16 protein-coding genes are annotated in these 16,567 nt (G+C 71.1%); 8 read left to right on the forward strand and 8 right to left on the reverse strand.

What is annotated here, in order from left to right; genetic code table 11:
- The first annotated feature begins 115 nt into the window (after nucleotides 1–115).
- Complete coding sequence (gene xylA / locus ACFYMO_RS21990) at nucleotides 116–1,282, forward strand: xylose isomerase (RefSeq protein ID WP_366772113.1); 1,167 nt, start codon at nucleotides 116–118, stop codon at nucleotides 1,280–1,282.
- 157 nt (nucleotides 1,283–1,439) lie between these two features.
- Here the strand turns inward: xylA and ACFYMO_RS21995 are convergent, their stop codons facing one another.
- The 5 genes from ACFYMO_RS21995 to ACFYMO_RS22015 form a co-directional block, all read right to left on the reverse strand.
- The gene (locus ACFYMO_RS21995) at nucleotides 1,440–2,483 is read right to left on the reverse strand and encodes a sigma-70 family RNA polymerase sigma factor (protein WP_366772114.1); all 1,044 of its coding nucleotides are present in this window, start codon (nucleotides 2,481–2,483) and stop codon (nucleotides 1,440–1,442) included.
- A 140-nt stretch (nucleotides 2,484–2,623) separates the two neighbouring features.
- Nucleotides 2,624–3,457: an amino acid ABC transporter ATP-binding protein gene (locus ACFYMO_RS22000; protein ID WP_388548512.1), complete on the reverse strand. Its 834-nt coding sequence runs from the start codon at nucleotides 3,455–3,457 to the stop codon at nucleotides 2,624–2,626.
- Between the two features lie 40 nt (nucleotides 3,458–3,497).
- The gene (locus ACFYMO_RS22005) at nucleotides 3,498–4,277 is read right to left on the reverse strand and encodes an amino acid ABC transporter permease (RefSeq protein WP_366772115.1); all 780 of its coding nucleotides are present in this window, start codon (nucleotides 4,275–4,277) and stop codon (nucleotides 3,498–3,500) included.
- The gene (locus tag ACFYMO_RS22010; RefSeq protein ID WP_388548310.1) at nucleotides 4,274–5,092 is read right to left on the reverse strand and encodes a basic amino acid ABC transporter substrate-binding protein; all 819 of its coding nucleotides are present in this window, start codon (nucleotides 5,090–5,092) and stop codon (nucleotides 4,274–4,276) included. The genes ACFYMO_RS22005 and ACFYMO_RS22010 overlap by 4 nt, the downstream gene beginning before the upstream one ends.
- Nucleotides 5,093–5,215: 123 nt before the next feature.
- Complete coding sequence (locus tag ACFYMO_RS22015; protein ID WP_360684222.1) at nucleotides 5,216–5,713, reverse strand: ATP-binding protein; 498 nt, start codon at nucleotides 5,711–5,713, stop codon at nucleotides 5,216–5,218.
- Between the two features lie 137 nt (nucleotides 5,714–5,850).
- Between ACFYMO_RS22015 and ACFYMO_RS22020 the strand changes: the two genes are divergently transcribed.
- The 5 genes from ACFYMO_RS22020 to ACFYMO_RS22040 all read left to right on the forward strand — a co-directional run bounded on the left by ACFYMO_RS22020 (nucleotide 5,851) and on the right by ACFYMO_RS22040 (nucleotide 9,712).
- Nucleotides 5,851–6,723, forward strand: a complete 873-nt coding sequence (locus ACFYMO_RS22020; RefSeq protein ID WP_366772116.1) for a helix-turn-helix transcriptional regulator — start codon at nucleotides 5,851–5,853, stop codon at nucleotides 6,721–6,723.
- A 3-nt stretch (nucleotides 6,724–6,726) separates the two neighbouring features.
- Nucleotides 6,727–6,963: a DUF397 domain-containing protein gene (locus tag ACFYMO_RS22025; RefSeq protein ID WP_026005066.1), complete on the forward strand. Its 237-nt coding sequence runs from the start codon at nucleotides 6,727–6,729 to the stop codon at nucleotides 6,961–6,963.
- 57 nt (nucleotides 6,964–7,020) lie between these two features.
- Nucleotides 7,021–7,830: an SAM-dependent methyltransferase gene (locus ACFYMO_RS22030; protein WP_366772117.1), complete on the forward strand. Its 810-nt coding sequence runs from the start codon at nucleotides 7,021–7,023 to the stop codon at nucleotides 7,828–7,830.
- Between the two features lie 302 nt (nucleotides 7,831–8,132).
- Nucleotides 8,133–8,729 carry a hypothetical protein gene (locus tag ACFYMO_RS22035; protein ID WP_366772118.1) on the forward strand — a complete coding sequence of 199 codons (597 nt, stop codon included), beginning with the start codon at nucleotides 8,133–8,135 and terminating at the stop codon, nucleotides 8,727–8,729.
- Between the two features lie 182 nt (nucleotides 8,730–8,911).
- Nucleotides 8,912–9,712 carry an SGNH/GDSL hydrolase family protein gene (locus ACFYMO_RS22040; RefSeq protein ID WP_366772119.1) on the forward strand — a complete coding sequence of 267 codons (801 nt, stop codon included), beginning with the start codon at nucleotides 8,912–8,914 and terminating at the stop codon, nucleotides 9,710–9,712.
- 57 nt (nucleotides 9,713–9,769) lie between these two features.
- Here the strand turns inward: ACFYMO_RS22040 and ACFYMO_RS22045 are convergent, their stop codons facing one another.
- A complete protein-coding gene (locus ACFYMO_RS22045) occupies nucleotides 9,770–11,119 on the reverse strand; it encodes an SWF or SNF family helicase (protein WP_388548515.1) in 1,350 nt (449 codons plus the stop codon).
- 26 nt (nucleotides 11,120–11,145) lie between these two features.
- Complete coding sequence (locus tag ACFYMO_RS22050; RefSeq protein ID WP_388548316.1) at nucleotides 11,146–14,109, reverse strand: DEAD/DEAH box helicase; 2,964 nt, start codon at nucleotides 14,107–14,109, stop codon at nucleotides 11,146–11,148.
- Between the two features lie 251 nt (nucleotides 14,110–14,360).
- On the opposite strand from ACFYMO_RS22050, the gene ACFYMO_RS22055 reads away from it, so the two are divergent.
- A complete protein-coding gene (locus ACFYMO_RS22055; RefSeq protein WP_075001091.1) occupies nucleotides 14,361–14,543 on the forward strand; it encodes a hypothetical protein in 183 nt (60 codons plus the stop codon).
- 129 nt (nucleotides 14,544–14,672) lie between these two features.
- Here the strand turns inward: ACFYMO_RS22055 and ACFYMO_RS22060 are convergent, their stop codons facing one another.
- Nucleotides 14,673–15,458: a hypothetical protein gene (locus tag ACFYMO_RS22060; protein WP_366772122.1), complete on the reverse strand. Its 786-nt coding sequence runs from the start codon at nucleotides 15,456–15,458 to the stop codon at nucleotides 14,673–14,675.
- A 138-nt stretch (nucleotides 15,459–15,596) separates the two neighbouring features.
- Here ACFYMO_RS22060 and ACFYMO_RS22065 point away from each other — a divergent pair, with 138 nt between their 5' ends.
- Entirely contained in the window at nucleotides 15,597–16,517 is a 921-nt protein-coding gene (locus tag ACFYMO_RS22065; RefSeq protein ID WP_366772123.1) for an oxygenase MpaB family protein, read from the forward strand.
- Nucleotides 16,518–16,567: the final 50 nt, after the last annotated feature.

Below are 16,567 nucleotides of genomic sequence, written 5' to 3' on the forward strand. Positions count from 1 at the left end.
CTGGCTTCCGGTGCTGTGCGCATACTAATTTGTAAGCAGCCATGACGAATAGCTGCGCATCGCGGTGCCCGCCCGTGCGTACGAGGGCGACGATGCGTGGGAGAGGAACGACAGCATGAGCTACGAACCCGTACCGGCGGACAAGTTCAGCTTCGGCCTGTGGACGGTGGGCTGGCAGGGCCGGGACCCGTTCGGTGACGCGACGAGGGAGCCCCTCGACCCGGTCGAGTCCGTGCACCGGCTCGCCGGACTGGGCGCCTACGGAGTCACCTTCCACGACGACGACCTCGTCCCCTTCGGCGCCTCGGACGGGGAACGCGAGGCGCACGTCGCACGGTTCCGGAAGGCACTGGAGGCGACCGGCATGGCGGTGCCTATGGCCACGACGAACCTGTTCACCCACCCCGTCTTCAAAGACGGCGCCTTCACCGCCAACGACCGCGGCATCCGGCGCTTCGCCCTGCGCAAGACGATGCGCAACATCGACCTGGCCGCCGAACTGGGGGCGCACACCTACGTCGCCTGGGGCGGCCGGGAGGGCGCCGAATCCGGTGCGGCCAAAGACGTCCGGGCCGCCCTGGACCGGCTGAAGGAAGCCTTCGACCTGCTGGCCGAGTACGTCACCGAACAGGGCTACGCACTGCGCTTCGCCCTGGAACCGAAGCCCAACGAGCCGCGCGGCGACCTCCTGCTGCCGACGGTCGGACACGCCCTCGCCTTCATCGAGCAGCTCGAGCGGCCCGGACTCTTCGGCGTCAACCCGGAGGTCGGACACGAGCAGATGGCCGGGCTGAACTACCCGCACGCCATCGCGCAGGCCATCTGGGCCGGCAAGCTCTTCCATCTGGACCTCAACGGTCAGTCCGGTGCCAAGTACGACCAGGACCTGAGGTTCGGCGCCGGGGACCTGCGAGCCGCGTTCTGGCTGGTCGACCTGCTGGAGCACAGCGGCTACGCGGGCCCGCGGCACTTCGACTTCAAGCCTCCCCGCACCGAGGATGCCGCCGGGGTATGGGCCTCGGCGGCGGGCTGCATGCGCAACTACCTCATCCTGCGGGAGCGCGCTGCCGCGTTCCGTGCCGACCCCGCCGTCCAGGAGGCGCTGCGGGCCGCGCGGGTGGACGAGCTCTCCCGCCCGACGCTGGGCCCGCAGGAGACGCCGGGTGCGCTGCTGGCCGACCGCGCCGCCTTCGAGGACTTCGATCCCGCCGCGGCAGCGGAGCGGGGCATGGCCTTCGAACACCTCGACCAACTCGCGATGGACCACCTGCTGGGCGTCTGAGCCGCCGGAGAGCCGACGCTCCCGAGAGGTTCCCGCTGCCCGGGGCGTGGCGGCGCGGCCCCCCGGGAGCGGCGCGCGGCCCGCCGCACGGTGCGCCGGACCGCCCCCGGGCGGTACCGCGCGCCGTTGCGGCGGGGCGTGGAGCGCCCCAGACGGTTCAGCGCCGCAGCGCCGCCGCCTCCTGCGCGTCCACCTGAGCGGGGAGGCCGAACGTGGCGAACAGCTCCTCGCCGAAGAACGCACCCACATGCGCGATCTGCCCGTCCCGCAGCGTGAGCACCTGCAGCTGGAACGGCCGGTGCACGCCGTCCTCCCGCAGGCTGTAGAGCCCGAAGGCGGGCTGGCCGTTGGCCCAGGTCGGCAGCATGAGGCCTTCGTCCCGGCCGATGGGGCACTGGGCCCCGATGAGCCGCACGATGTTCTCCCGGCCGCGGAACCACTCCGGGAAGGGAGGCATCTCCCAGACGGCGTCCTCCTTGAACAGGTCCACGATGGCCGTCACGTCGGAACGCTCGAACGCCGCCGCGTACCGGTCCAGCAGCTCTCGCGCCGCCGGGTCGGCCGGCTCGGTCAGCTCCTCCTCCACGGGGGCGACCTGTTCGAGCTGGGCGCGGGCCCGCTGCAGGGCGCTGTTCACGCTCGCCGTCGTCGTCCCGAGCAGTTCGGCGACCTCGGCCGCGCGCCACTTGAGCACGTCCCGCAGCAGCAGGACGACCCGCTGCCGGGTTGGCAGGTGCTGCAGGGCCGCCACCAGCGCCAGCCGCATCGACGAGCGGCCCACCACCACCGAGGCCGGGTCCGTGGGCCCGGAGGAGCCCGCGAACATGGCATCCGGGATCGGCTCCAGCCACGGCACCTCCGGGGCCTCGACCACCGGGCGCTCCGGGTCGTCGCTGGGCGCGCCGAGACCGGAAGGCATCGGCCGGCGGCCGCGCTGTTCGATCGCGGTCAGACAGGCGTTGGTGGCGATCCGGTAGAGCCAGGTGCGCAGCGAGGATCTGCCCTCGAACCGGTCTCCGGCCTTCCAGGCGCGCAGGTAGGTGTCCTGCACCAGGTCCTCGGCGTCGTGCACCGAGCCCATCATCCGGTAGCAGTGCGCCAGCAGCTCCTTGCGGTAGGGCTTCGCCTGTTCCAGCAGCTCTTCCGGGCCGGCCGGGGGTTCGGTGACGGGAGCGTCCGCCGAGCGCGGGCTGTCTGCCATGGTCCTGGCCTTTCGTTCTCCACCGGGCACCCGTCGGCGCCGGCGGACACTCGTCCTCGATGAGAGGAAATGTAGAGCACAGGTCTGACAGACCGGGCACCCCTGAGGGCGGACGGCGCCCTTCCGCACGGCGGCCTCCGCTATCGGAGCGGCCGCTTGCGCACCTCCTCCGGGACCTGCCCGGGCGGTGCGGCCGGTGGTTCCGGCTGTGCCGCGCCGCCCTCCAGCACTCCGGCTGCCGCGGGGTCCAGCACCCGGGCGAGGAAGGCGCGGGTGCGTGACTGCCGCGGGGCGCCCACGACCTGCTCGGGCGGTCCCTCCTCGACGATCAGTCCGTCGTCCATGAAGACCACCCGGTCGGCCACCTCCCGGGCGAAGCTCATCTCGTGGGTGACCACCAGCATGGTCATCCCCTCGGCGGCCAGTCCGCGCATCACCGCCAGGACATCGCCGACCAGCTCCGGGTCGAGTGCCGAGGTCGGTTCGTCGAACAGCATCAGCTCGGGGTCCATGGACAGTGCGCGGGCGATGGCCACCCGCTGCTGCTGTCCTCCGGAGAGCTGGGCCGGGTAGCCGGACTCCTTGTCCGTGAGTCCCACGCGGCGCAGATTGCGCCGTGCCACCTCCTCCGCCGCCGCCCTGCCGCGCCCCAGCACGCGACGCTGCGCGATGGTCAGGTTGCCCAGCGCCGTCAGGTGGGGAAACAGGTTGAACGACTGGAAGACCATGCCGATGCGGCGCCGGACCCGGTCGATGTCCACCTCCGGGTCGGTCACCTCGGTGCCGGCCACACGCACCGTGCCGGAGGTGGGTTCCTCCAGCAGGTTCACACAGCGCAGCAGTGTGGATTTGCCCGATCCGGACGGGCCGATGACGCAGACCACCTCGCCGCGCCGCACCGTGACATCGATCCCGCGCAGCACCTCCAGCTCGCCGAAGGTTTTGCGCAGCCCCCGCACCTCGATGGCGGCCATGTCCGCCGCGGGTGCTCCCGTGTTCTCACTCACTCCGGTGTCACCTCGCCTTCGCCGTACGGGCCTCCAGGCGCCGCACCAGGTGGCCCAGGGGCAGCGTGATGGCCAGGTAGAACAGTCCCGCGATCAGAATCGGGGTGAGGCTGCGGTGCTGGTTCAGCGCGTCCCGGCCGAACTTCGCCAACTCGTACTGGTCCATCGACAGCCCGAGCAGATACACCAGTGAGGAGTCCTTGGTGAGCAGGATCAGCTCGTTGGCGAGCGGCGGCAGCACGATCCGGAACGCCTGCGGGATCACGATCGAGACCATCGCCCACGTCGGCGACATCCCCAGGGACCGGGCCGCTTCCGTCTGGCCCCGGGGGACCGCCTGGATGCCGGCGCGGATCGTCTCGGCCATGTAGGCGGCACCGACCAGTCCCAGCGCCAGCATCACCGTCACGTACTGGTTGATGGAGACCTGGAACGCCAGTGGCACGCCGAAGCCGAGCGCGATGAACACCAGCAGTGCCGGTACGCCGCGGAAGAACTCGATGTAGGCGACGGCCAGCCAGCGGTACGGAGGTACCTGCGACAGCCGCATCAGGGCCAGCAGCAACCCCAGAGCCAGTCCGAAGGCGAAGCCGAGCACCGTGTAGATCACCGTGTTGACCAAGGCGGTGGTCACCACGTCCGGGAACTGCTTCCTCGCGACTTCGACGTCGAAGAAGGCGCGGCGCAGCTCGCCCCAGTCCGCGGCGAGGGCCAGAGCCAGCACGACGGCCAGCAGAACGCCGTATTGGGCGGTTCGGATGGCGCGGGTGCGGTTGCGGCGGCTCACTTCTTCGGCTCCGTGCCGAACCACTTCTTGTAGAGCTTGTCGTACCGCTTGTCGGCCTTGGCCTTCTTGAGCGTCTTGTCGATCTGCTCGCGCAGTGCGTCGTTACCGGTGCGCACACCGATCCCGTACTGCTCACCGGTGTCGAACTCGGTGGTGACCTCGGTGTCCGGGTTCTTCTTCGCGTAGTCGTAGAGCACGCCGTTGTCGTTGATCCCCGCGTCGACCTGACCGGTCTTGACGGCGCTGAGCAGCAGAGCGAGATCCTCGTAGTGGCGCACGGTGACGCCGTCGGCGTGTTTCTTGGCGTACTCCTCGCCCGTGGTGGACTGCTGGACCCCCAGCTTCCGGCCCTTGAGGTCCTCCAGGGAGTCGTACTCTCCGCCCTTCCCGGTCAGCAGCGCCTGGGTGGCCTCGAAGTAGGGAGCGGAGAAGTCGAGGTTCTTCTCGCGGACCGAAGTGATGGTCATGCCCGCGGCAGCGAGATCGCACTTGCTCGCGTTGAGGTCCTCGCCCGACTGGATCCCCTCGAACGGGGTGTCCACGATCTTCTGCTCGACACCGAGGTCTTCCGCGACCAGGTCGACCAGGTCGACATCGAAGCCGACGATCTTCTTGCCCTGTTTGAACTGGAAGGGCTCGTAGGGCAGATGGGTGCAGACGGTGAGTTTGCCCGAGGCCACAAGTTGGACCTCGTCGCCGCTCCTGCCGGAGGTCTTGGTGCTGGAACAGGCGGTGACGGCCGTCAGCAGGGCCGCCGTCAGCACTGCGGTCAGGGATATCCCGTACTGTCGCTTACGCGCGGATCGTGCGGACACAGCGCCTCCACAAGGGGGACAGGTCGGCAAAGGAGCCCGATCATGGCCGGTAAGTGCCGTGCATCCTGCCACCGGTGCGGGGCGCTGTCAGCTCTGCGTCCGCCGTCTATCGCGAGCGGAGCGTCAGCCGTGCGTGCGGTTGCATTCCAGTTCGGCCCACACCGCGTGCCCCGTCGTCGTCTCGGAGCCGCTCGTGCGGGCCCTGCGTATGCCCCAGTCGTCGGCTAGCACGCTCACCAGCAGCAGGCCCCTTCCGTTCTCGCGCTCGTCGTCGCCTGTCCGGCCGCGGTCCGCGTCCTCCACGCGCATGACGGACTGGCCGCCGCCCTCGTCCGCCACTTCGAGGCGGAGCCGCACTCCGATGACCCACAGCTCGCAGCTCACCTTCTCGCTGTCCGTGTGGCGGACGGCGTTGGTGAACAGCTCGGACATGAGCAGTTGCGCGTCGGCGTTGGACTCGTCGTCGACATACCACTCGCGGAGTCTCTCCAGCACGCGTGCGCGTGCCAGGGCCACGGAGGTGTCGCGGGCCGGCAGGTGGAAGGCGTCGCGCAGCGGACGGGTCGTCGGCGCGCCGTCTGGCCGGTGTTCTAAAGGCAGGGCGTCATGGGGGGCAGCCACAGGTCCACTATGCGGTTCGTCACTCGCGTTAGGCAAGGATCAGTCTGTGAATTGCAGAATTGTGTTTGACAGGGTGTGCTGGCGAGCTGGCACATGCCAAACTTCCCTCTACCGATGTCAGTTGGAGGGGAGCGGCTGTGGCGGACTCACGGACGGGCGGTGCGGCGCCCACCGTGCTGCGGGTGGTGCTCGGGAAGAGACTGCAGCACCTGCGTGAGCGGGCGGGAGTGACCTTCGAACAGGCGGCCAGATCGCTCGACGTCACGCACGCCACCATCCGCCGGATGGAGAAGGCGGAGGTCGGCCTCAAGGTCCCCTATGTGGAGAAGCTGCTGCGCACCTACGGGGTGAGCGACCCGGAGGAGATCGACGGCTTCGTCTCGCTCGCCAGGGAGGCCAACCAGCCCGGCTGGTGGCACCGGTACCGTGATGTGCTGCCCGAGTGGTTCAGCGTGTTCGTGAGCCTGGAGAGCGAGTCCGAGGTCATCCGCGCCTACGAGCCGCACTACGTGCCCGGACTGCTGCAGACGGAGAGTTACGCCAGGGCCGTCCTGCGCGCGGGTATGCCGCATGCACCGGAGGCGGAGATCAAACGGGGCGTCGCGCTGCGCATGGAACGGCAGACCGTGCTCACCCAGGAGGCGAACCCGCCGCTGCTGTGGGCCGTCATCGACGAGACGGTCCTGCGGCGTCCGCTCGGCTCGCCCGATGTGATGCGCGAGCAGATCGACCACCTCATCCAGGCCATCGAGCGGCCGAACGTGGCGCTGCAGATCATGCCGTTCAACGCGGGGCCGCATCCGGCCATGTACGGCCCCTTCCACCTCTTCCGGTTCCCTCTCGACGAGCTGCCCGACATGGTCTGCTCCGAGAGTCTCGTGGGCGCGGTCTACTTCGACCAGCGCGACGACGTCAGCGTGTTCCTCGAGGCGCTGGACCGGATGAGCGCCCAGGCCGTGCCGCTGGTGCGGACCCGGGCGGTCCTGAGTGCACTGCGCAAGGAGATCTGAACCATGGGTCGAATCTACAACGGGATGCCCGCCGCACATCTGGGCGACGAGGGCTGGCGCAAGCCCTGGAGCGGTGGCAACGGCGGCAGTTGCGTGGAGGCGCTCAAGCTGGCCGACGGCCGGGTCGCGCTGCGCCAGTCCACCGATCCCGACGGCCCGGCGCTCATCTGCAGCCGGAGTGACATCTCGGGATTCATCGAGGCGGCCAAGGCGGGGGAAGCCGACTTCCTGGTCGGCTGAGCACACCACCGGACCGCGAAAGCCCGGTCCGGATCGACGGACGAGTGGGAGAAGCACGTGTCGGAGGCTGGATTCAGCCCGGATCAGATAGACACCACCAGGCCGCACCCGGCCCGGATGTACGACTACTATCTCGGGGGCAAGGACAACTACGAGGCCGACCGGGACGCGGCGGACCGCATTCTCACGGCTCTGCCGGACGTGGGTGTCACCGCCCGCAGCAACCGGGACTTCATGCACCGGGCCGTGCGGACAGTGGTCGACAGCGGTGTCCGTCAGATCATCGACATCGGCACCGGCATCCCCACCTCACCCAACACCCACGACGTCGCGCGCCAGGTGGATCCCGAGGTGCGGGTCGCCTACGTGGACAACGACCCGATCGTCGCGGCCTACGCAGGGGCCAAGCTGACCAATTCCGGCAACGCCGGGTTCGTCCTGGCCGACATCCGCGATCCGGCCGCGATCCTGGACCACCCGGTCACCCAGGACCTCATCGACTTCGACGAGCCGGTCGCACTGGTGCTGCTTGCCGTCCTGCACTTCGTGACCGACGCCGAGGATGCGGTGGGCATCGTGCGGTCCCTGACCGAGCGGCTGCCCGCCGGAAGCCGGCTGATCCTCAGCCACGGGACGGCGGACTTCAACCAGAGTGACGGCTTCGGGAAGGTCACGAAGGTCTACAACGAGGAGTCGACCTCCAGCGCCCAGTGGCGGACCGGGGAGGAGATCTCGGCCTTCTTCGAGGGGTTCGAGCTTCTGGAGCCCGGTCTGGTCCAGCTCCCGCTGTGGCGGCCGGACGGGCCCGTGCCGAACGGTGCCGACCTCCGGCGCCACATGGGGTACGGCGGCGTCGGGGCCAAGTGACCAACGGCCCGGTCTCCGGGGCCGCGACGGCCGCCGTCGCGGCCCCGGCTGCTGCGCCGCAGACCGGGCGAGTGGCGGAGCGGGTCCCTCCGCCGGAACCTCGATGCCGACAGTGAGTGCGACATGACACAGTGGTGTCCATGACGATGCCACCGCCGCCGAACCATCCGCCCCCAGGCAGTCCGCCGCCCCCGGCGCAGCCTCCGGGAGGAGGTTTCGGGCCTCCCGATTCCGGTGGTTTCGGCGCAGTGCCGGGCGGCGGATGGCCGCCTCCACCGCCGCCCGGTCGCAACACCGGGAAGATGGTGGCGGCGGTGGTCGCGGCGGTCGTCGTCGCGCTCGCCCTGATCACCGCTTCGGTCGTGTACCTGACGCGGGGCGACTCCGGCTCCGACGACTCCGCCGGGGGTGCGCCTGTCCCTTCGCGGTCGTCCTCGTCCTCGCCCTCCCCGGAGCAGAGTCCGACGCCGACGGAGGAGCCCTCCGACGAGGAGGCGACCGACTATCCGACTCCGGACGCACCCTCCGAGGACCCCGACGAGAGCCCCAGCGATGTGCCGCTTCCGTCGTTCCTGCTCCGCGTCGGCGACTGCTTCGACCAGTCCGAGGAGAGTGAGGGAGCGATCATCGACCGCGAGTGCGACGAGTCTCACGACGCGGAGGTGGTCAGCCGCAAGAAGCTCACCGGGGACTACAGCACCAACGACGCGGTCCGCAGCAAGGCGGACTCGATGTGCCGCACCGTGCTGCGGAACAAGGCGGCGAAGCAGCCGCGCGGCACGGTGGGCGGAACGCTCATCACGTACCCCAAGGCGAAGAACGCGGGAACGGCCCTGAGCTATGTCACCTGCAGTCTGACGGCCGGCAAGGGCAAGCAGTTGTCGAAACCCCTGGTGTGACCCTTCCCCGGTGCGACCCGGCCGGTGTGATCGGCCGGGAGCACGCGCCCCTTCGCATCAACACGGCAGTCTGCGCGCGTAGTTGAGTCCCCAAAGTTGGCATGGACGCATCGATCGCGGGGTAAGTCCAGCCGCGACCGAAGTGACAGCAGTTCCTACCGTGCCTATCCCTGAGAGGCTCCATGAAGCTGCGCAGATGGACATCCACGGCTGCGGCCGTCGCCGTCCTCCTCGGACTCTCCTCCCTCACCGGTGCCGCGTCCGCCTCCGCCGAAGAGGCGGCCGCGACCGGCTATGTGGCCCTCGGCGACTCCTACTCCTCCGGAGTGGGTGCCGGGGACTACTCGGGAGGCGACTGCAAGCGAAGCGCACATGCCTACCCGAATCTCTGGAACGCCGCCAACTCCCCCTCGTCCTTCGACTTCACCGCCTGCTCCGGCGCGCGGACCGACGACGTGCTCGCCGGTCAGCTCGGCCCCCTCAGCTCCTCCACGGGCCTGGTGAGCATCAGTATCGGCGGGAACGACGCCGGGTTCGCCGACACCATGACGACCTGCGTCACCCAGGGCGAGAGCGCCTGCCTGGCGCGCGTCCAGGAGGCCCGCGACTACGTCGAGAACACTCTGCCGGGCAAGCTCGACGGCGTCTACGACGCCATCGCCCAGCGCGCCCCCTCCGCGAAGGTCGTCGTACTGGGCTATCCCCACATCTACGAGCTCGACGGCGGCTGCATCGTGGGCATCAGCGAGAGGTCCCGCGAAGCCATCAACTCCGCGTCCGACGCCCTGGACGAGGTCACCGCGAAGCGCGCCGCCGACCACGGGTTCAGCTTCGGCGACGTCCGTCCCACCTTCACGGGACACGAGATCTGCTCGGACGACTGGTGGCTGCACAGCGTCACCTTCCCGATCGACGAGTCCTACCACCCCACCGCCGCCGGGCAGTCCGGTGGCTATCTTCCCGTTCTGGAGGGCCTCGCCTGACAGAACACCTTCGGTCCGTGCCGCCGCCCGCGTCCCGGGGCGGCGGCACGCCCGTGTTCAGCGCCCGGGCGGCGATTCCCCGATGTAGGCCAGCGCCGTCGCGAGCGCGGCCGCCGGGTCCCGCTCCGGCCCGCCCACCGGCCACCACAACCGCCCCAGCATGCGGAAGGGCCACCAGCGGCCGTCCGGCCCGTAGCGCAGCTGGGCCTCGCCTCCCGGCGCCGTCCAGCGCCGGCTTTGGCCCTGCAGCACCGGCCGGGTCTCCGCCTCGCCCCAGGCGAGGTCGAGTTCGTACCGCGCCTGTCGCAGCGCCGCGGGTGACGCCGGCCGGTCCGCCAGGACCGCCAGCGCCTCCGCGCCGCCGATCCCCCAGGCGCGTACGGCGATCCCGAGTTCGGCCTCCGAGCAGCCGCAGAAGGCGGCCAGCCGGGCCGTGACGGCCGGTCCGGGGCTCGCGGCAGCGAGCCGCACGGCGTCCTCCTGAGCTGTGAGCGACTGCTGCACCGGCCGGCCGGCCGCCTGCGGGGAGACGGCTGCGGCCAGCATGCGGCGCGCTGTCGCGGCGGCATCCGCGGCCAGGAAGGAGAGCGCCCCGACGTCCAGTCCCGGCACATCGGCGGCACCGTCCAGCGCCGCTTCCCACACTGCTCCGCTCACCGGGGCGGGCGGTCCGGGCAGCGGGGGCAGCAGCACGCCGAGGGCGAACGCCTCCGCGGCCTCCACACCCTCGGGCCCGTCGTTCTCGTGCGCGGCTGCCGCGGGCGGTCTGCCGTCCTTCTCCGCGGCCTGTGCGGTGCTGCGCTCCTGCAGCGTCTCCAGCAGTTCCCGCTCTCCCCGTCCCCGCATCAGCATCAGGGCGAGCGGGTCCTCGTCCAGCAGCCGCGCGGTCTGGTAGCTGAGCGCGGCCGTGTGCGCGCAGTGGTCCCATCCGCCGCACGCACACTCTGGTTCGAGGTCGCCGGTGCCGGGAAGGAGATCCAGTCCGGCATCGGCCGCGTCCTCCACCAGCCGGGGCGGCATGTCCCGGTCCAGCAGCGCGGCGATATGGCCCGACTGTGCGACGACCACGTCCAGCAGCCGGTCCCATTCGTCCGTGGTCAGTTCGCGCAGCAGCACATCGGCGCGGCACGGTGTCCGGTCGGCGCCGAGGACCACCGCGGTGATGCGGCCGGGGCGGACGGCGACGGCCCCTACCGCGCCCCGCCGCGCGAACGCGCGGCCCAGCTTGAGCTGCGCACCGTCCAGCGCGGTGTCCTCGAGGGCTCTGAGCCAGGTCCGGCCCCACCAGGTGCGGGCGAAGGCCTGCCCCCGCGCGGGGGGCAGGGGCGCGAAGACGCGTTCTCGTTCCTCGACGCCCTCCGCGTGGGCCGGGGTGCTCATGTACGTTCCGCTCTCCGCCTCCGCCATGACGTCCCCCTGCTCGTCTCCGCCGCTCAACGCTCCACCTTGCGCAGTTCGACGAGTTCGGCCAGTTCGAGGTCCGTGAGTTCGGCCAGCGCCGGCTCCCCGCGGGTGCCGAGCACCGAGTCCGCCAGTGCCTGTTTGCGCCGCAGCATGTCGGCGATCCGGTCCTCGACGGTTCCCTCCGTGACCAGACGGTGCACCTGAACGGGCCGGGTCTGGCCGATGCGGTGGGCCCGGTCGGTCGCCTGGGCCTCGACCGCCGGGTTCCACCAGCGGTCGTAGTGGATGACATGGCTCGCGCGTGTGAGGTTCAGACCGGTCCCGGCGGCCTTGAGGGAGAGCAGGAACACCGGTGCGGCCCCTTCCTGGAAGCGGCGCACCATCTCGTCACGCCGGGGCAGCGGGGTGCCCCCGTGCAGGCACTGGGTGGGTACACGCCGGGAGGCGAGATGACGTTCGAGCAGCCGGGCCATCTGCACGTACTGTGTGAAGACGAGAATGGAGGCTCCCTCCGCCAGCAGGACGTCGAGCAGTTCGTCCAGCAGTTCCAGCTTTCCTGAGCGACCGGGCAGCCGGCTGCCGTGCTCCCCGAGGTATTGAGCGGGGTGGTTGCAGATCTGCTTGAGCGAGGTGAGCAGTTCGACCACCAAGCCGCGCCGTTCGAACCCCTCTGTCCCTTCCAGCGCTTCCAGACTCTCGCGCACCACGGCCTCGTACAGTCCTGCCTGTTCGGGCGTCAGGGCGACCGCCCGGTCCGTCTCGGTCTTCGGTGGGAGTTCGGGCGCGACGCCCGGATCCGTCTTGCGCCGCCGCAGCAGGAACGGCCGCACGAGCCATGCCAGCCGCTCCGCGGCCACCGGGTCGCCGTCCTCGGCCGCGTCCGCGTAGCGTCTGCGGAACGTACCGAGGCGGCCCAGGAGTCCCGGAGTGGTCCAGTCCAGCACCGCCCACAGCTCGGAGAGGTTGTTCTCCACCGGTGTTCCCGTCAGCGCCACCCGCGCCCGTGCCGGAATCGTGCGCAGGGCCTTGGCCGTGGCCGCGAACGGATTCTTGACGTGCTGGGCCTCGTCCGCGACGACCATGCCCCAGAGCCCGCCGTCGCCGGGGACCAGGCGATCGGAGTCCAGTCGCATCGTGCCGTAGGTCGTCAGCACGAACTCGCCCTCGCACAGCCCCTCCAGTGAGCGGTTCGGGCCGTGGTAGCGGCGAACCGGGGAGTCCGGCGCGAAGCGCTCGATCTCCCGCTGCCAGTTGCCCACCAGGGACGCGGGGCACACCACCAGGGTCGGTCGGCCGCAGCCCTCGACGTGCTGCCGGCGCAGGTGGAGGGCGATCAGGGTGAGCGTCTTGCCCAGCCCCATGTCGTCGGCGAGGCAGCCGCCGAGACCGAGCGAGGTCATCCGGTGCAGCCAGTCCAGTCCGCGTGACTGGTAGTCGCGCAGCGTCGCCTTCAGCCCGGCGGGTGCGGGCAGCGGAGGCTCCTCGCGCCGCTCCGGATCCGACAGCCGCTCCCGCAGCGTCTCCAGCCATCCGGTGGCCTCGACCTCGACGCGTGCTGCCTCCTGGCCGGCTGCTCCGGTGTCGGCTGCTCGGGTCAGTACGGCGTCGAGTGCCTCCAGCGTGCCCACCCTGCGGTCCTCGCGCTGCCGCGCGGCTGCGATCTCCCGCGGCGAGACGAGCACCCACTGGTCGCGCAGTCGCACCAACGGGCGTCCCGCCTCGGCCAATCGGTCGAGTTCGGCGCGGGTCACCTCCTGGTCGCCGATGGCGAAGCGCCAGTCGAAGCGCAGCAGCGCGCCGGGATCCTGTGGTGCGGGCAGCCCCCGGCGGTGCGGATCCAGCCCCCCGGCTCCGGAGGGATCGCTTCCGCCGTCCGGGCCGATCACGGCGCGGGAGGTGAGCGACCGGGCGAACTCCCGGGGCCAGTGCACCTGGATGCCGACGGCGGCCAGGGCACGCGGAACCGAGGTGCCCAGCAGCTCGGCCACCTCCTCGTCGGTGAGTTCGAGCGAGTCGGGCACCGCCGCCGACAGCAGCGGGGTGAGGGGTTCCCAGGCGGCGGCCGCGCGCCGCAGCGCGAGGAGCGCGTCCGTGCGCGCCTGCGGGCCGAATCGTTCCGTCACGGGCGCGGTGCCCGCCCACACCGCCGCGGCGTCGGCGACCAGCGCAGGGTCGGCAGGCGCGTGCAGTTGCAGCACTCCTCGGAAGACGGGGCCACCCTGCTCCTCGGCGAGTACTCCGCTCCGTTCCGCCTCCTCGCCGGCCACATGCGGTCTCTCGATCTCGATCCGCAGCGACAGGCCCAGCCCTCCGTCGGCGCCGGCAGCCACCTCCGCTGCCCACTGCCGCAGCTGAGGCACCGCGACGAGCCCGTCACCGGCGAACGCGGCCGCTCCTGCCGCGACCGCTGCGGCAGGGGTGCGTGGCAGCCCGTCCGCGACCGCGTCCAGGAACGCCGGCAGCAGCGCACCGGGCTCCGGGATACGCAGCGGGCCGCCTCCGGGCAGCGGCACGGCGTGGGCGTCCGGAGGCATCGCGGCGGCAAGCTCCTCCAGCGCGGTGCGTTCCGCACCGGTGAGCGGGCCCAGGCCCCAGGCGTCGTAGCCGGCCGGCGTCACTCGCGGCCGCAGCCGCCCCTCGGCGGTCAGCCGGAGGGCGAACAGCGCGGCGGCACCCCAGAATGCCGTGGTCGGTCCCGCCCCGCCCTCCTGGTGCGCGGCACGGGCTCTGATGAGTACGGGCAGGGCCGTCGCCACAGGAAGTGTGAGAGCCGGCACCGTGCGGGTCTCCGCGCTGCCGCCGACCGGAACGGCAACTGTCACTTCGAGGGGATCGGCGTCAGGGCCGCAGTCGGCTCCGCGGGTGTGGGACGGCGCCGTGTCGCGCGCGGCGGGTTGCTGCACGGCCCCTTCGGGGAGCCGGAAGGCGACACGGGACCGGCGTGGCGGGTCCGCGGGCAGGAAGACGGCCACGCAGTCGGTGAGCTGGGACATCCGAGGGGTGTTTGCCAGGGGCGCTGCCACAGTGCTGATGCATTCCTCAAATTTGATTAGTGAGCGGAGCGGCCGAGAGTACAGCACGCCGGGGCCGGACGCCGCGTACCGGCGAATCCCCGCGGCACGCGGTGGTCCCGCCCGCGCGGGGAGGGAACCCGCCGTGCCCGGATGGCGTTCAATGGAAGGAGAGGCGGAGCTGCCGGACTGGACGACAGAGGGCACGCCGCGGGTGCGCAGGAGGTACGGAGATGACCAACCGAGCGAAGATCGCCATCGGAGGGGTGGCCGTCGGGCTGCTGCTGTGGTGGCTGACGTCGTTCTGGATCGCGCTGCTGGTGATCGTGGGCGTCCCCGCGGTCGCCTACCTGGCGCTGGATCCGTCGCAGCGCAGGAGGCTGCGCAGAGTCAGCCGCAAGGAGCTGGACCGCTGACTGCCGCTCGGCCCGCGGCGTACCGTGCGCAGTCTTCGCCGGGGCGGAGCATGCCCCTGGCGCCGGCCGCCCCGGCGCCGCTGCGCCGGAGGATGTGGCCGGGTGCGGTGGCCGCGCGGTGCCGAGCCGTCACGCGACCGGGCGCAGCGCGATGCCGTCCAGGGCCGTGAGAAGCTCGGGCAGTTCGCGGCCGCGGCCGACCGGGAGGACCTCTCCAGGCGCTTCGTCCAGCAGCACGAACGCGATGTCGTCGGTGCGTGCCACCACGCTCCAGCCGGGGCCGTCCGCCCGCAGGGTGCGGGACTCGCCCGAGGCGAACGCGGACCGTATCCGCCCGGGCGGCGGGGGCGCCGCCAGATAGGCCCGCACCTCCTCCAGGACCCGCCGCACCGGTGCGGCGGGCTCGCTGCCCGATTCCACGAACTCCACCTCGTCGTCGACCTGCGCCCGCCACTGCGCCCACTGGAGCGCTATCTCGTCCGCGCCCAGTCGCCGCTGCGCCGGTCCCCAGCCGGAAGTGTCCGGTGGCGCGAGCAGGGGCCCGGCGTCCGCCAGCTCCCCCTCCAGGGCCGGATCGTGCGGCTCGGGCAGACCGGGTGCGGAGACCGCGAGTGCCAGCGGCCACCCGGGCAGCACCGCGACGATGTCCCTCTCGTCCGGGGACAGATCCGCCTCCATACCGCAGTCCCAGGCCGCGATGGCACACGCCACCTGGGGCACCTCCTCCGTCACCACGGTCCAGCGCGCACCGGCCCCGTCCTGTCCCAGCACGAGTCCGTATCCCTCGGCATAGGGCTCCAGGCCCAGCGCGGCGCAGGCGGCGGGGTAGTCGTCGGCAAGCACACTGGGGAACTGTGCGGGCGTCAGCAGCACGGCAGTCAGCACATAGAGCGAATCTTCCTCTTCCGCAGCCACCGATGACCTCCCGTTCCTGGTGGATCTCGGTGACGATAGCCCCCGGAGTCCGGAGGCGACAGATGGAACGTGTCCACGAGCGGCAGCCGAAACACCTCCGTGACCGACGCCAGGATCCGAGGGAGAGGAGCACTCCGCGTGCGCCGCTACGAACGGCTCAGCCACATCCTCCGGCTCGACCCGGAGCAGGACGCGCATGAGATCTACCGCCTGATCGCGGCATACGAGTTCCCCTGGGACTTCACCCGGGCCCTCGAACTCGCCCTGTACCGCACGTACGCCGTACCGAGCATCGGCGCGCTCCTGGCCGCCACCGCGGAGCTGACCGACCGCTCGCAGAAGCGCTACGACGACACGGCGCTCCTGCTGGACGCGGTTGTCGAGCACGGCTTCGACAGTGTGCAGGGGCGCACCGCGGTGCGCCGGATCAACCAGATGCATCATGCTTATGACATCGGCGACGACGACATGCGCTACGTGCTGTGCACCTTCGTCGTCATGCCCAAGCGCTGGCTCGACGCGTTCGGCTGGCGTCGGCTCACCGAGCACGAGCTGCGCGCCGTGAGCGCCTACTACCGCACCCTCGGGCGGCGCATGGGCATCAAGGGGATTCCCGGCAGCTACGCCGAGTTCGAGCGCTTCCTCGACCGCTACGAGGCGGAGCACTTCGGCTGGGACGAGGGAGCGCGGAAGGTCTCCGACGCCACCCTGGAACTGATGTCGTCCTGGTATCCGCGCCCGCTCGCACCGGTGGTACGCGGTGCGAGTCTGGCGCTGCTCGACGATGCGCTGCTGCGGGCGTTCCGCTACCCCGAGCCGGGCGTACTCGCCCGCAGACTGACCCGGGGAGCGCTGCGGCTCCGCAGCCGGGCGGTGCGGCTGATGCCGCCGCGCCGGCGGCCGCACTATGCCAGGCAGAACCCGGAGATCAGGGGATACCCCGGCTATCCGAACGGCTTCCGTATCGCTGAAATGGGGGTCTTTCCCGCCCGAGGCGGCCCGGTCGGTTCGTGCCCCGTGCCGCGGGCGGCGGAGGAGCCGCGTGACCGGCACGCCTGAGCGCGGCGCCCGGCTCGTTGCCTCGGCGCCGGTCCGCCGGGATGCCGCTA

The organism is Streptomyces sp. NPDC007025 (genome assembly GCF_042869455.1).
Taxonomy (GTDB): domain Bacteria; phylum Actinomycetota; class Actinomycetes; order Streptomycetales; family Streptomycetaceae; genus Streptomyces.

What these genes read in the sequence shown, in the direction of transcription:
- xylA (WP_366772113.1), top strand. Translation starts at nt 116, where the DNA reads ATGAGCTACGAACCCGTACCGGCGGACAAGTTCAGCTTCGGCCTGTGG.
- ACFYMO_RS21995 (WP_366772114.1), bottom strand. Translation starts at nt 2,483, where the DNA reads ATGGCAGACAGCCCGCGCTCGGCGGACGCTCCCGTCACCGAACCCCCG.
- ACFYMO_RS22000 (WP_388548512.1), bottom strand. Translation starts at nt 3,457, where the DNA reads ATGGCCGCCATCGAGGTGCGGGGGCTGCGCAAAACCTTCGGCGAGCTG.
- ACFYMO_RS22025 (WP_026005066.1), top strand. Translation starts at nt 6,727, where the DNA reads ATGGGTCGAATCTACAACGGGATGCCCGCCGCACATCTGGGCGACGAG.
- ACFYMO_RS22035 (WP_366772118.1), top strand. Translation starts at nt 8,133, where the DNA reads ATGGTGGCGGCGGTGGTCGCGGCGGTCGTCGTCGCGCTCGCCCTGATC.
- ACFYMO_RS22040 (WP_366772119.1), top strand. Translation starts at nt 8,912, where the DNA reads ATGAAGCTGCGCAGATGGACATCCACGGCTGCGGCCGTCGCCGTCCTC.
- ACFYMO_RS22045 (WP_388548515.1), bottom strand. Translation starts at nt 11,119, where the DNA reads ATGGCGGAGGCGGAGAGCGGAACGTACATGAGCACCCCGGCCCACGCG.
- ACFYMO_RS22050 (WP_388548316.1), bottom strand. Translation starts at nt 14,109, where the DNA reads ATGTCCCAGCTCACCGACTGCGTGGCCGTCTTCCTGCCCGCGGACCCG.
- ACFYMO_RS22055 (WP_075001091.1), top strand. Translation starts at nt 14,361, where the DNA reads ATGACCAACCGAGCGAAGATCGCCATCGGAGGGGTGGCCGTCGGGCTG.